We start from the raw sequence: 13,468 nt of genomic DNA, 5'->3' as shown, positions 1-13,468 counted from the left end.
ACTGTGGAATAGGAAGCAATTACAGAGCGTGGCTACTGAGTTGTGTGTAGTAGATGCCAGCTACCCACGGTAAGGTTGCACCCAGCAATATATTTATGACATTTTATTTAGTAAATTATTTTTAATCAGTTAGTTAAAAGCGAATTTAGTCTGTGTAGCACAACTATACTGAGGCATATAGTGTATCTACACCCGTTGCCTTACTTATTGCCAACTCCTTCCACCATTTTCTATTTTCATTTTGTCCATGAAAACACTCATCCTGTTTTACTCCACCTATGGTCACGTGTACAAGCTGGCCGAAGCCATTGCGGAAGGTGCCCGCGAGGTAGAAGGCAACGACGTGGTAATTAAACGCGTGCCAGAGACCCTACCCCAAGAAGTACTCGACAAAACGGGTGCCACTGGAGCCCAAAAGGCCTTTGCGCACGTGCCGGTAGCCACCCCCAACGAATTGACGGAGTACGACGCCATTATCCTTGGCACCCCTACCCGCTACGGCAACATGTGCGGCCAGATACAAGCCTTTCTCGATAGCACCGGTGGCCTATGGGCGAAAGGTGCGCTGGTAGGCAAAGTAGGCGGCGCTTTTGTAAGCACAGCTACCCAGCACGGCGGTCAGGAAACAACCATTCGAGCGATGCACACAGCGCTACTGCACCACGGCATTATTCTGGTGGGCCTACCCTACGCTTGGCAGGGTCAGATGGGTCACCACGAGGTAACCGGTGGCACGCCCTACGGCGCTAGCACCGTGGCCGGCGGCCAGGGCGAGCGGCAGCCCAGCGAAAACGAGCTGGAAGGTGCCCGCTTCCAAGGCCGGCACACTGCCCAAATTGCTAAGAAACTGGCTTCGTAAGCCGATATTTTTAGAGGCGTAAGCGCCTTAATAAAAGAACGTCCTGCTGAGCGAAGTTGAAGCATCTCTACTGTGAGTAATCCATTTACTATCAGTAGAGATGCTTCAACTTCGCTCAGCAGGACGTTCTTTTAAGATGTTGTTTGTAACCTCTACCTTCACAGCTGCTCATACCCTCGCAGCCTTTCCAAAAAAGCCTCGCGGTAGGTGTCGCCGATGGGTAGGAACTGGCCGGCTACCCGCACCCTACCACGCTCCAGGTACTCTATATGCGCCAGGGCAATGAGGTAGGAGCGGTGAATACGCACAAAACGCGTGGGCGGCAGCACCTCCTCAGCCCGCCGAAACGACTGTAACGTGAGCAGCCTACCCTGGGTGGTATGCAGTAACAAGTACTCCTTACGCCCTTCGATATACTGAATTTCGGAGAAAGCTACTCGGCGTAGCTGGCCTTCGTGACGCACCAAAATGGCCTCGGGTGGTGGCTCTATTGGCAACGTGGGTAGGGCTGGCTCGCTGCGCCCTGGACCGCTATATACTTTACTTACTGCCTGCACAAACCGCTCGAAGGCCACGGGTTTTAGAAGGTAGTCGGTGGCATTTAGCTCGTAGCTGCGCACGGCGTACTGGTCGTAGGCGGTGGTGAAGATGATGCGCGGGGCCGGCGCGGGCAGCAGCTGCGCCAGGTGCAGCCCATTGAGCCCTGGCATCTGAATATCCAGAAATACTACATCCACGGGCTGCGTGCGCAAGTACGCCAGCGCCGCCGTGGCCTCATGAAACTGGGCTTGTACCGTCAGAAAAGGTAGTTGAGCGCAGTAGCCGGCTAGCACATCCAGGGCCAGCGGCTCGTCGTCGATGAGGACGCAGGATAACCTGCGCACCGCAGAAGAACTTTCCATGATGCTATAAGATAACCGCCGTGGGGCGCAGCTGCACCGTAAGAGTAGCGCAAAACTCCTGCGCCGTGGCGTCGATGGTCAGCGTGTGGCGCTGTGGGTAAAGCAGCGCTAGTCGCCGCCGCAGGTTGGGTAGCCCTACCCCGCCGGGCGCTTCCAATGAGGCCGCTTGCGGCGCGGCCACTGCATTGCGCACCATAAAGCGCAGCACGCCGGCTTCATTCACTTGCAACTCAAGCTGCACGGCGGGAGCCGGGGCCTGCAAGTGGCCGTGCTTGAAGGCATTCTCGACCAGGGGGAGCAGCAGCATGGGCGCTATCGGAAACACGTACTCGGCGCCGGTTGCCAAGGTAGTGTGCAACTGCACGGCCGCGGCGGCGTTGCCGGGTAGGCGCAGGCGCTGCAAGTCCAGAAAGCCGCGCAAATGCGTTAGCTCCCTAGTTAGTGGCACAGTATCGGCGCCGCTTTCGTAGAGCACGTAGCGCATGATTTCGGCCAGGCGCAACACGGCCTCGGGGGCGCGGGGCGAGTGTTGCAGCGTGAGGGCGTAGATGTTGTTGAGTGTATTGAATAGAAAATGCGGGTTTACCTGTGCCTTCAGCAACGACAGCTCCGTGACGAGGTGCTGGGCTTGTAACTCACGGCGGTTGTCGTGTTCCTGCACGTAGTCGACGGCCAGGCGCAGGCCGCCGCTGAGCAGTACAATCAGCAACCCCAGCACCAAATGGTAGTTACTGAGCATCTGCACATGCTCGGCAAACGTAAACTGCTGCACCCCTTCGGCATAGAATACGCTAATGCCGATGCGCAGCGCGGCAAACACCAGCACGCCCCCTACCACTGCCCCGACGTACAGCACCAGCCGCCGCGCCGGCAGCAGGCGCGACAACACAATCCAATTGAAGTAGAACAAGGCGCAGTCAACGGCATCCACCCACAAAGCTTTCAGCAAGAAGTGCCAACCACTTTCGGTTTCGCGGTAGTAAAGGCCCATCTGGCTGTACCACAATTGAAAATCGGCAAATAGCAGCAGCGCTAACCATACCACATGTGGCCATGGCCGCAGCGGCAGCCACGCGGGTAGCCAGGGCCGCAGCCTGTGCCGCATGGTCGTAGAAACAGAAAGCGAAAGGGGCATAAACAGAACGCAGGGGTAGGCCACTACAAGTAACACACTAGTGCTGTATGTCCGGATAATTTTCAACGAAAGGCGTGCAAACCATGACGGATAAGATGCTTTCCTCGACGAACATAGCTCGTCTGTTTGCCAGCGCTTTATTGCCTTTTATTGAGGTGATTATCACTTTGATAGGTATATAGAATGAGTTTATAGAAATTTAACTTACCCTATATCAGAATTAATATATGTTTGGCGTTAGCAAGCCGATGCAACCTTGCCTACCCTTCTCGAATCCTTGCCCCGATTGCGCCTTATCTGTGCCATTTATCGCCTTCCTTTCTATAGTTGTATGAAGTATTACTTTACCTACCTGCTGCTTGCCGGCACGCTTAGCTACGGCCATACAGTACAGGCTCAGTCAGCGCCCACGCCCACGGCCCAGAGCACTACCACCCGCCTCACGGGCACCGTGCTAGACGAGGCTACCAAGCAACCCGTACCTTTTGCCACGGTGGCCCTCCTACCCCCCACCGGCGACAAGCCCGTGGCTGGCGCGGCCTGCGACGAGAAGGGCAGCTTTGTGCTGACAGCCCCAGCCGGCGCCTACCGCTTAGTGGTCAGCTTTGTGGGCTACACCAGCCGCACCGAAACTGTAACGCTAGGGGCTACGCCCAAAAACCTGGGCCAACTGACGCTGGCGGCTACCACGCAGAAGCTGAGTGAGGTAACGGTGGTAGGCGAAAAGCCCTTAGTAGAGGCCCGCCCCGACCGCATCGTATACAACGCCGAGGCCGATGCTACCAACACCGGCGGCACGGCCTCCGACGTACTGCGCAAAACACCCTTGCTGAACGTGGACGCCGACGGCAACGTGCAGCTGCGCGGCTCTAGCAACCTGCGCGTACTCATCAACAATAAGCCTTCGGCCATCTTAGCCGGTAACTTGGCAGAGGCGCTCAAGCAGATTCCAGCCGACCAGATCAAGGCCGTGGAAGTATTGACTACCCCATCGGCCCGGTACGATGCCGAGGGCACGGGCGGGGTAGTGAATATTGTATTGAAGAAGAACTCGTTGCAGGGCGTGAATGGGCGGGTAGGCGCTGGGGTAGGCAACCGCAACCAGAACCTAAATGGTGCCCTGAACGCCCGCCGCGGTAAAGTGGGCTTTACCAGCAGCCTCAGCGGCTTCTACAACCAATACCCCGGTCGTAGTAACAGCTCCCGCACCGATTACCTGGACGGAGCTACCGGCCAACTCACGCAGAACACGGAAAATAAGTCGCGCGGCGGTGGAGGTTTTGGCAAGGTAGGCCTCACCTTCGACCCGACCGAGCAAAGCGGCTTCACGCTGGATTTCACCGGCAATGCCTACCACTCCGTCAACGACCAGGATCTGTTCAATGAGTACCGGGTGTTTCCTCAGTTAGAGCAATACAACAGCCTGAATACGCTCTACACCCGTGACATCCGGCAGCGCACGCCCTCGCGCAACTACGACGTAAGTGCCGGCTACACGCGTACTTTCAAGGATCAGCCCCGCCGCGAGTGGAGCGTGCTTGGTCAGCACTCCGTGAGCCGCTCGCGCCAGAACTATACACTGGACCAATTTCAGCCCTTCTGGACGACGGAAGAAAGCGAGCGGTTAGAATACCAAGAACGGAGTGAAAACTTGGCCTTCAACCGCGAAAACACTATTCAGACTGATTACATACACCCCTTCAAGGGCAAGACTACGCTGGAAACGGGTGCCAAGGCCATTCTGCGCCAAGTAAGTAGCGACTATGACTTAGACACGCTTCGAACAGGTCAGCAAGCCGACTTTATACGTAATGACCTCCGCTCCAATGCCTTCGATTACCGTCAAAACGTGCTGGCGGCGTATGGCAGCCTGGGTTTTGCACTCGGAAAGAAGTACAGCTTCACGCTGGGCACACGGGCTGAGTACACGGATATCAAGGGTGAATTTTCGGGTGAAAACGGCCGGTTTCGGAATGACTATCTGAACGTGCTACCTACCCTGAGCGCTACCCGCAACCTCAAGAAGGAAGGCCAAACGCTGGGCATCACCTACGCCCGCCGCATCCAGCGCCCCCAGATTTATTACCTCAATCCGTACGTCAACCAAACCGACCCGCGCAATATTTCCTACGGCAACCCCGAGCTGCGCCCCGAACTGACGCAGAACATCGACTTGTCGTACAATACCTACGCCGAGAAGTCGTCGCTCACCGTCTCGCTCTACGGACGGCGCACGAGCAATTCTATCGAATCGGTACTATTTTATAATGAAGAGCAAGGTCGCAGCGAGTCCACCTTCCGCAACATTGCCAGCAGCAGCACCATCGGCTCCAACATCTACACCTCGGTACGGCCGGTGAAGGGCTTGCAGCTGGGTGGCAACCTCGATATAAGTTACATCCGCCTGAACAGTCCGGCGCTCAACCGCACCAGCAGCCGGTTTATGTACGGTGCCAACGTCAACTCTTCCTATAAGTTCAAGGAGAAATACACTGCCCAATTCTACGCTGGTTACTATGCCGGCTGGGTACAACTTCAGTCTCGCAACTCGGGCTACTACTACTACTCGTTAGGCCTGAAACGCACCTTCCTGAACGAAAAAGCCGACCTCACGCTGAACGCCAACACGTTCTTTCAGCCCGGCATCAACTTCCGCAATACCACTACCACCGACCGTTTCATCAGCCGCAGCAATTTCTTCAGCTACCAGCGCAACGTGCGCCTGTCGTTTAGCTACCGCTTCGGCAAGGTAGACAACGGTGCCCCCCAACGCCGGCGTCGCAGCATTCAAAACAACGACAGCAAAGGCGGTGGTGGCGGCCAGCAGGGAGGGTAGGGAGTGACTGGGTGAGAGAGTAGCTGAGTGAGTTAAAAAACGCGTGTCATCCTGAGCTTGCGAAGGACCTTCTCGCAGTAGAACGACCATCGTAATAACGACTCGTCCAAACGTGAGAAGGTCCTTCGCAAGCTTAGGATGACACGCGTTTTTAACTCACTATTTACCCTTTCTCCACTTCACCACCTACAACTTTACCCTTTCACCTATTCCAAATCTCCCAGGCGGCTTCGGCTTGCAGACAGAGCATTTCGAAGCCGTTGAGGACGTGGGCGCCGGCGGCGAGGCCATGTTGCAGAAACTTGGTTTCGGCGGGGTTGTAGATGAGGTCGAAGAGGTAGTGCTGGGGAGTGAGGGCGTGATAGGGCAGCGGCGGGCACTCGTCCACGTTGGGGAAAGTGCCCAAAGGCGTAGTGTTGATGATGAGCGGGTGCGCCGCCACTAGGTCGGGCGCCAGGTCGTCGTAGGTGAGGCCGTGGTTGAGCGGGTTGCGCGATACCAGCCAGTAGCCAATACCCAGGTCGCGCAGGGCTACTTCTACCGCCTTGGAGGCGCCGCCAGTGCCTAGCACCAGGGCGCGGTCGGGCACGTCGCGGCGGGGGTAGAACCGGCGCAACGACTCCTGGAAGCCTACCACATCGGTGTTGTGCCCCACGCGGCGGCCATCGGCCGTAAACTCCACCACATTCACGGCCCCTACCCTAGCGGCCGAAGAGGCCAGTTCGTCGAGGTAGGGCCAGATTTGCTCTTTGTACGGAATCGTGACGTTGAGGCCAGCCAGGTGCGGGCGCGCCGCCAGCAGCTGTGCCAGGTCGGCGGCCTCGGGTAGCTCAAACAGCTCGTATTGGTGGTCGTCGAGGCCTAGGTTGTGAAACTTTTGGGTGAAATAGGTCTGCGAAAACGAGTGTTTCAGCGTGCGGCCAATCAATCCAAATTCTTTCATACAGCAAATAGCAAAATAGTAGGCGACCTAAAACAACGAAAAAACCGCCCCATCCGGCGCGGACGAAGCGGTTTATTTTCTATTGAAAAAACAACTTAGACGGCCGATTTCTGACCGCGCGACCGAAAGAACTCGAATACCGCCGGCAAAATAGACAGCACAATAATGGCTACCACGACCAGTGAAAAGTTCTTCTGCACAATGGGCACCTGTCCAAATAGATAGCCGGTGCCTACCAGCAAAATCACCCACAAAATGCCGCCAATGACATTGTAAGCTAAGAATCGGGCGTAGCTCATGGTACCCATGCCCGCTACAAACGGCGCAAACGTGCGAATGATGGGAATGAAGCGGGCTAGTATGAGTGTCTTAGCCCCGTGCTTTACGTAGAATTCCTGCGTTTTCAGCAGGTGCTCCCGCTTTAGGAATCGCGACTTATCCGTGAATACCCGCGGCCCCAAATAGTCGCCGATGTGATAGTTGAGCGTGTCGCCCAATATAGCCGCCACAATGAGGAGCGCCATCAGCACAGCCACATTCAGTGGGCTGCCATCTAGAGCAGCCAGCGAGCCAGCTGCAAACAGAAGAGAGTCACCGGGTAGGAAGGGCAATACCACCACGCCTGTTTCCACGAAAATAATCAGGAATAGGATGGCGTAGGTCCATGTGCCATAGTCGGCAATGATGGCGGTGAGGTGCTTGTCGAGATGCAGAACGAAGTCCAGCGCTTGGTGTAGGAGTTCCATGAAGCGGGGTTTAGACCACAAAGAAAGCACGTGCGGCCGTCATTCCGAGTGAAGCCGGAAATCCAATGGCGTTTCACCAACAAATTTCCGGCTTCACTGACTATTTCATCTATAATTTGGCGACTCCGCGCGCACCTGTTGAGGCGGCCACGCGCCACACCTTGTTGCCGGCATCGTCGGTCACCAGCATCGAGCCGTCGGGCATTACCGTTACACCTACCGGGCGGCCGTATGCTTCGTCGCCGTTGCCTACCAGGAAGCCTGTTACAAAATCCTCGTACTTGCCCGTGGGTTTGCCCCCCTCAAACGGCACAAATACCACCTTGTATCCCGAGAAGGTAGAGCGGTTCCAGGAGCCGTGCTGCCCAATAAATGCACCGTTCTGGTAGCGTGTCGGGAAGGTTTTCTGATCATAAAACGCCAGCCCCAGCGAGGCCGTGTGCGGCCCCAGTGGCACCTCAGGCATGATGGCTTTCTTCACCAGATCGGGCCGCTCGTCCTTGCGGCGCGGGTCTACGTTCTGCCCGAAATACGAGTAGGGCCACCCATAAAAGCCGCCTTCTTGCACACTGGTCAAGTAATCGGGTACTAGCTCGTCGCCCAGCTCGTCGCGCTCGTTCACGGCGGTCCAAAGCTTACCGGAGGTAGGCTGCCAGTCCATGCCTACGGGGTTGCGCAAGCCGCTAGCGTATACCTTTTCACCCGAGCCATCGGGGTTAATTTGCAAGATGTTGGCGCGACGCTCCTCATTCTCGGCGCCGTGTTCCATCACATTAGAGCCTGAGCCCACGCTCACATAGATTTTAGAGCCATCGGGCGAGGCTAGTAGATTGCGCGTCCAGTGGTTGTTGTAGCCCCCTTTAGGTAAGCTCAAGATTTTCTGGCCCGGTCCGGTGATTTTGGTTTGGCCCGGTTTGTAGGCGTAGCGCACTACGCCATCGGTATTGGCCACGTAAAAATTGTTGCCTACTACCAGCATCCCAAAGGGCTGATTCAGGTCGCTTAGAAACGTCTCACGCACATCAGGCTTACCATCCTTGTTGGTATCGCGCAGCAGCGTGATGCGGTTGGCGCTCGTGGCTTGCAAGGATTTAGACGGATCCAAATCCAGGGCGGCCGTTACTTTCTTTTTGATGGTCTTGTTAGGCAATGTATTCGCCTCGGCTACCAGCACGTCGCCGTTGGGTAGCACGTAGGCCCAACGCGGGCTATCAAAATTGCCACCGTACTCGGTGATGGCGAAACCGGCGGGTACTGTAGGCGTTTTGCCGGTCGGCCAGCCAATTACCTTCACCCGGTGCGTCACCGATTCTGTTTTGTAAGGTGCCGGCAACTTCAGGGGCTGCACGGCAGTGGCTACCGTATCGGTGGGGGTAGTGGCCTGGGCCTCCTGCTTTTCTTCCTTCGAAGGCCCGCTGCACGCGCCCGCTAAAAGCAAAGGAATCAGGAATATAGAAAGCTGTTGATGGTTCATGTAGGGTAGTACAGAATGGATACTCCCTTACGCACTACCGACAGGCAATGTTCCTACCCTGGCGGTGAGAAACTATGAGGATAATCTCGCAGAGGTTCGCAGAAGAAAACGCGGAGGCCCGTAGTATTCAACGAGTATTTACGTTAGAACACCACGAGCCTCCGCGTTTTCCTCTAAGGAATTATAACTCGCCTACCCGCGCGGCATAGAGGTGCCAGGGCGACCGGTAGGCTTGGCAGGTTTGAACATCTCGTCCACGTTGTCCATATCCAGGAAGTGCGTGAAGGTGTCGCCGCGCAGGCCCAGGCGGATGGTTTCCAAGCTCACAATCTCGTTGGGTGCAATGTTGCCCAGGTTCACGTTGGCTCCGAGCAGCTTGATAAACCACACTTGCTGAGCTTTCTGAGGAGCCTCCCACAGGATTTTTTCCACTGGTACTTTGGTCAGGATTTCTTCTACCAGGCCCGAGCGCACCTCGCCCGTGCTCCGGAACAGGCCTACGTTACCAGCCTCGCGGGCTTCGCCAATTACTTTGATGGAGCCGGCTTCCAGCTCGGTCTGCATCTGCGAAATCCACTTGTACGGCGGAATAATCTTTTCCGCATCCTTACTCCCTACCTCCGATAGCACCTTCACGTCTTTCGACAGTATGCGGATATACTCGCATTTCTTGTCGTGGGGCATATCCAGCGAGCCGTCCGATACCTCGGCGTACTCCATTCCAAACTCGCTCAGCAGCCGTCGGTAGTCATCAAACTGATTGCGAATGATAAACGCTTCAAACAACGTACCACCAAAATACACCGGAATACCCGCTTCCTTGTACACAGCCAGCTTGCGCTTCAAGTTAGGCGTCACAAAGGAGGTAGCCCAACCCAGCTTCACAATATCCGTGTACGGGGCACCTACTTCCAGAAAATCCTCTGTTTCGCGTACACTCAGGCCTTTGTCCATTACCATGGTGTAGCCCTGCTCGCGGGGTTTCTCAGTGCGTTCAGGAAGTTGATCGAGGTGGTAGTTCATATGAGGGTCTTAGGGTCTTGGGGCTTGGTTGGCATATTAAGGGTGGCCCCGAAAAAAAGAACGGGCGTAAAAGTACGCCCGAATTTTATAAGTAAGAGTGAGGGTTCGGGAGACTGAGGAGTTGGGCTGAATTGCCCTTCGAAAAATAACTGCTGAACGGTCACCTAGTCCGCAGCATTTTAGTCCCCCGTACCCTCCTACCTATTTCCGATACTGGTCAATCAACCGGGCCAGGGCACGTTGCGATTCCAGCTCCGGAAAATAATCAAACAGCAGTCGATGTTTGCTGAAGTCCAGCGTTAGCGCATTTTCCAACACCTCATAGGCTTCACGGTAACGACCAGCGGCCAATAAGTAGGCGCATAGGCGATAATACAGTTCCGCTTCGGCGGGCTGCACCTCCACGGCATTGCGCATCAGGTCGATGGCGCCGTCAAAGTTACCCTGCTCGTAGAGAATGATGCTCCAATTCAGCCAGCCCTCCTTGTTGTCGGGAGCTACCTGCGTGGCCCGGTCGTAGGCCTCTACCGCCGATACTACGTTGCCCAGTTGGTATTCTGCTGCTGCTAAAGCCAGCCAGTACTCCACGCTCTCGTCGTATAGAGTCGTGGCTTTGCGGAAGAAATGAATGGCCTCCAGCCACCGCTCTTGCGCGTTCAGCACAATACCGATACCAAACCACGCCTCGTCCATCTCTGGATTGATGTCGATGGAACGTTGGTAGTTACGGCGAGCTTCGGTCCAGTTTTCCAGCTTTTCGTAGCACTCTCCGATATTACAGAGAGCTTCAGCTGTAGGCTGATCTTTCTCGTAGCTCAACGCAAACTCCTCGATAGCTGCCTGGTATTTCTCCTGGCTCACATAGGTGCTAGCTAGGTAGCCGTGCGCTTCGTAGAACTTATTATCGATAAGAATGGCGTACTCGAACGCGCTAACGGCCTTTTCATAATCAGCCGCACGGTAGTAAGCCTGCCCCAGGTTGTACCAAGCAATGGCGGAGTATGGGTCCTCGTCGGTGAAACGCCGGAAAAAATCCAGGTTAGCTTCCAGCCGCTCGCTCACTTCTAGGCAGTATAGCAGCTCCTGCACGGCCACATCATTGTCGAGGTTCAGGCGCAGGCTCTGCTTGTAGTACTTAGCAGCACTCTTGTATTTCTGCCAGCTCTGATACGCCAGCCCTAGATTAAAGAAAATGTCGTCGCGGTCGGGTGCGCGCTCTACGGCACCCAGAAAAAAGTCCACAGCCGTTGAGAAGTCGCCACGCTGGGTAGCGATAATGCCCCGCGTCACGGCTACATCTGGGTTGTCGGGGTCAAGCAGGGCTACGGCTTCAATCTGGGTGGCAGCGGCGGTATACTCGCCTTTCATGGCCAGCACCTGCGCCCGGTCAATCAGCAACTCCGTGCTAAAGGGATACTGCGCAACAGCTGCTTCGCAGGCTTGCAAAGCCTTATCGTATTGGGTATTGGTAGTATAGTGGTCGATGATACTCTCAAACTCAGCCAGGTCAAAAAAGGCGGACTCGTTGCTGGCCACCATCTGCTCGAAACGGCGTACGGTAGCCTGTACCTCATCCCGCTCCTCAAAATTCTCGTTCATTCTCATACTGCAAAAAGCAAAGAGCCGTCAAAAAGGCAGACTCTGCCGACTATGGTAAGGTAGGCCACGGGCGCAGCGCTACTGTTTCTAAGATACAACAACCGCACCGGATGCCGGCAAGTTCTGCAGCAGGCCCTCGCAGCACCACGCAATGGTTTCGGCTAGTGGTCGAAAGGGTAGGCCCGTAGCCTGCTGCACCTTTTCGGCGCGGTAACTAGTGGCGCGGCGGCCGGCGCGGGCCGTGTCTTTGGTGATAAGCGGGCGGGCTCCGGTTACAACAGAGCGCAGGTGCTCCAGCCGCCAGATTGCCTCGGCTGCCCATGTTGGTACTTGCAGGGTAGGCGGCTTCTTTTGAAAGTAGCGAGCCACTTCCGTCAGGAACTCGCGCAGGGGCATTGCACCCGCACTCAGCACATAGCGCTGGCTCATCAGGCTGGTTTCAAAAGCCAAATACAGCATCATTGCTACCACATCGCGCACATCCACGAAGTTGATGTTACCGGCAGTGTAAAAGGCGTGTTGTTGGTAGGCGTAGCGAAACAGGCGGGTACTGCTTCGGTCCCAGTCGGCTGGCCCTAGTATCACAGAAGGATTTACTATCACAGCATTCAGCCCTTCGGCCACTCCTCGCCACACTTCCAGCTCGGCGAGGTATTTAGACGTAGCGTAGGCAGGGTGCTCAGCACCCAGGTCCCATTTTGCCGTTTCATCCAGCACCAGTGGCCCCGCCGGTGCTTCCGGCGTTGCAGTTGCGCCCCCTAGCGCTGCCACCGACGACACATGACAAAGCCGCACGCCCGCACGCTGCAAACAAGCATCAACCACCGCTGCCGTTCCTTCCACGTTCACCTGCAGTAGCGCTGTTTCGTCCTGGGGCGCATAGGAAACCAGCCCTGCACAATGAAACAGGTGCGTAATACCGTCTAGGGAAGCGTACAGTAACTCCGTATCCCGAATGTCGCCCTGCACCCACTCTACCTGCTGGGCCGTTGCACCAGTTGGAATGGCGTTTCTATACAAAGCCCGTACTGCGTATCCGCGCGCCACCAGCGCATCAATCAGGAAACTGCCCAGCAGGCCGCTACCACCGGTGACGAAAATCATACAAAGGAAATAAGCGTGACGAAGGTGGATCGTCCGTAACCGAATGTAGGAAAATTTGCGGGCCTACAGCTACCTACAAAGTCTTATTTAGCAGGGGCAATTCTAACGCTTTACGCAGATAGCTAGCCGTGAGCACTTTATTACGTAAGGTGCCCGTATGCTTTACGTTGTGGGCATCGGTGCCCAGCATATCTACCAGGCCGGCGTCAATCAGCTTTTCGGCCACACGCTGTGCTCCCGATGAATAATAGCCTGCCAGTGAGTTCAGATTTACCTGTAATAACACCCCACTCTCGCGGATACGCTCCAATTCCTCAAACCGACCGTAGAGGTACGTGTAGCGCTCAGGATGCGCTAGCACTGGTTGATAGCCCGCTGCCCGCAGATTAAATACGGTTTCGGCCAGATTAAAAGGCTCGTTGATGTAGGACGTCTCAAAAAGCAGGTAGTGCCGGTCGCCCCCAAACGTTAGTAGCTCCTCACCTGCTTCCAGTTTACGCCCAAACCATTCGTCGAGGTAGTACTCAGCAGCGCATTCCAGCTCGATGTCTTCAATACCCGCTGCCGAAGCAGCTGTTTGCAATTGAGCTAGCGCGGCCCTGATGGTAGCAGGTGTGTTCCGAAAAAAGTCCCCCATCACATGGGGCGTCATAATCAGCTTACGATAACCCAGTTCCTGCATTTCCCGCAACAGCTCCACTGAATGCTCCACTGTAGCGGCCCCATCATCGATACCCGGTAGCAGATGTGAGTGCATGTCTACTACCAACTCTTGCAACGATGCAGGAGCCGCAGTTGGCACTATGCTACCAAATAATCTTTGCAGAAAAGAGGTCATTTCGTCCCG

Annotated in this window: 11 protein-coding genes; 2 read left to right on the top strand and 9 right to left on the bottom strand. The window is 55.7% G+C overall.

Annotated elements, in window-relative coordinates:
- The first annotated feature begins 247 nt into the window (after positions 1-247).
- A complete protein-coding gene (gene wrbA / locus MUN82_RS20455; protein WP_245093424.1) occupies positions 248-859 on the top strand; it encodes an NAD(P)H:quinone oxidoreductase in 612 nt (203 codons plus the stop codon).
- Between the two features lie 158 nt (positions 860-1,017).
- Here wrbA and MUN82_RS20450 read toward each other — a convergent pair whose 3' ends face one another.
- Together MUN82_RS20450 and MUN82_RS20445 are read right to left on the bottom strand one after the other, a co-directional pair.
- Positions 1,018-1,761, bottom strand: a complete 744-nt coding sequence (locus MUN82_RS20450) for a LytR/AlgR family response regulator transcription factor (protein ID WP_245093422.1) — start codon at positions 1,759-1,761, stop codon at positions 1,018-1,020.
- 4 nt (positions 1,762-1,765) lie between these two features.
- On the bottom strand, positions 1,766-2,896 hold the full coding sequence (locus MUN82_RS20445; protein WP_245093420.1) for a sensor histidine kinase: 1,131 nt from the start codon (positions 2,894-2,896) through the stop codon (positions 1,766-1,768).
- 331 nt (positions 2,897-3,227) lie between these two features.
- Between MUN82_RS20445 and MUN82_RS20440 the strand changes: the two genes are divergently transcribed.
- Positions 3,228-5,732: a TonB-dependent receptor gene (locus tag MUN82_RS20440; RefSeq protein WP_245093419.1), complete on the top strand. Its 2,505-nt coding sequence runs from the start codon at positions 3,228-3,230 to the stop codon at positions 5,730-5,732.
- 202 nt (positions 5,733-5,934) lie between these two features.
- Here the strand turns inward: MUN82_RS20440 and MUN82_RS20435 are convergent, their stop codons facing one another.
- The 7 genes from MUN82_RS20435 to MUN82_RS20405 all read right to left on the bottom strand — a co-directional run bounded on the left by MUN82_RS20435 (position 5,935) and on the right by MUN82_RS20405 (position 13,459).
- Positions 5,935-6,675, bottom strand: a complete 741-nt coding sequence (locus MUN82_RS20435) for a shikimate dehydrogenase family protein (RefSeq protein WP_245093417.1) — start codon at positions 6,673-6,675, stop codon at positions 5,935-5,937.
- Positions 6,676-6,770: 95 nt separating this feature from the next.
- On the bottom strand, positions 6,771-7,421 hold the full coding sequence (locus MUN82_RS20430; RefSeq protein ID WP_245093415.1) for a DedA family protein: 651 nt from the start codon (positions 7,419-7,421) through the stop codon (positions 6,771-6,773).
- 109 nt (positions 7,422-7,530) lie between these two features.
- Positions 7,531-8,895 carry a PQQ-dependent sugar dehydrogenase gene (locus tag MUN82_RS20425; protein WP_245093413.1) on the bottom strand — a complete coding sequence of 455 codons (1,365 nt, stop codon included), beginning with the start codon at positions 8,893-8,895 and terminating at the stop codon, positions 7,531-7,533.
- A gap of 192 nt (positions 8,896-9,087) precedes the next feature.
- A complete protein-coding gene (locus MUN82_RS20420; protein ID WP_245093411.1) occupies positions 9,088-9,918 on the bottom strand; it encodes a phosphosulfolactate synthase in 831 nt (276 codons plus the stop codon).
- Between the two features lie 201 nt (positions 9,919-10,119).
- Positions 10,120-11,517: a tetratricopeptide repeat protein gene (locus MUN82_RS20415; RefSeq protein ID WP_245093409.1), complete on the bottom strand. Its 1,398-nt coding sequence runs from the start codon at positions 11,515-11,517 to the stop codon at positions 10,120-10,122.
- A gap of 87 nt (positions 11,518-11,604) precedes the next feature.
- Entirely contained in the window at positions 11,605-12,621 is a 1,017-nt protein-coding gene (locus tag MUN82_RS20410; protein WP_245093408.1) for an NAD-dependent epimerase/dehydratase family protein, read from the bottom strand.
- A 73-nt stretch (positions 12,622-12,694) separates the two neighbouring features.
- Positions 12,695-13,459, bottom strand: coding sequence for a tyrosine-protein phosphatase (locus MUN82_RS20405; protein WP_245093407.1), 765 nt, complete (start codon positions 13,457-13,459; stop codon positions 12,695-12,697).
- Positions 13,460-13,468: the final 9 nt, after the last annotated feature.

The organism is Hymenobacter aerilatus, assembly GCF_022921095.1.
GTDB classification, from domain to species: domain Bacteria; phylum Bacteroidota; class Bacteroidia; order Cytophagales; family Hymenobacteraceae; genus Hymenobacter; species Hymenobacter aerilatus.
Note: the sequence above shows the minus strand (reverse complement) of the source record. Positions and strands in the feature narration are given on the sequence as shown.

Bases quoted from the DNA above. Each gene is read 5' to 3' on its own strand.
- MUN82_RS20425 (WP_245093413.1), bottom strand. From the start codon at position 8,895: ATGAACCATCAACAGCTTTCTATATTCCTGATTCCTTTGCTTTTAGCG.
- MUN82_RS20415 (WP_245093409.1), bottom strand. From the start codon at position 11,517: ATGAACGAGAATTTTGAGGAGCGGGATGAGGTACAGGCTACCGTACGC.
- MUN82_RS20435 (WP_245093417.1), bottom strand. From the start codon at position 6,675: ATGAAAGAATTTGGATTGATTGGCCGCACGCTGAAACACTCGTTTTCG.
- MUN82_RS20405 (WP_245093407.1), bottom strand. From the start codon at position 13,459: ATGACCTCTTTTCTGCAAAGATTATTTGGTAGCATAGTGCCAACTGCG.
- MUN82_RS20420 (WP_245093411.1), bottom strand. From the start codon at position 9,918: ATGAACTACCACCTCGATCAACTTCCTGAACGCACTGAGAAACCCCGC.
- MUN82_RS20445 (WP_245093420.1), bottom strand. From the start codon at position 2,896: ATGCCCCTTTCGCTTTCTGTTTCTACGACCATGCGGCACAGGCTGCGG.
- wrbA (WP_245093424.1), top strand. From the start codon at position 248: ATGAAAACACTCATCCTGTTTTACTCCACCTATGGTCACGTGTACAAG.
- MUN82_RS20430 (WP_245093415.1), bottom strand. From the start codon at position 7,421: ATGGAACTCCTACACCAAGCGCTGGACTTCGTTCTGCATCTCGACAAG.
- MUN82_RS20450 (WP_245093422.1), bottom strand. From the start codon at position 1,761: ATGGAAAGTTCTTCTGCGGTGCGCAGGTTATCCTGCGTCCTCATCGAC.
- MUN82_RS20440 (WP_245093419.1), top strand. From the start codon at position 3,228: ATGAAGTATTACTTTACCTACCTGCTGCTTGCCGGCACGCTTAGCTAC.
- MUN82_RS20410 (WP_245093408.1), bottom strand. From the start codon at position 12,621: ATGATTTTCGTCACCGGTGGTAGCGGCCTGCTGGGCAGTTTCCTGATT.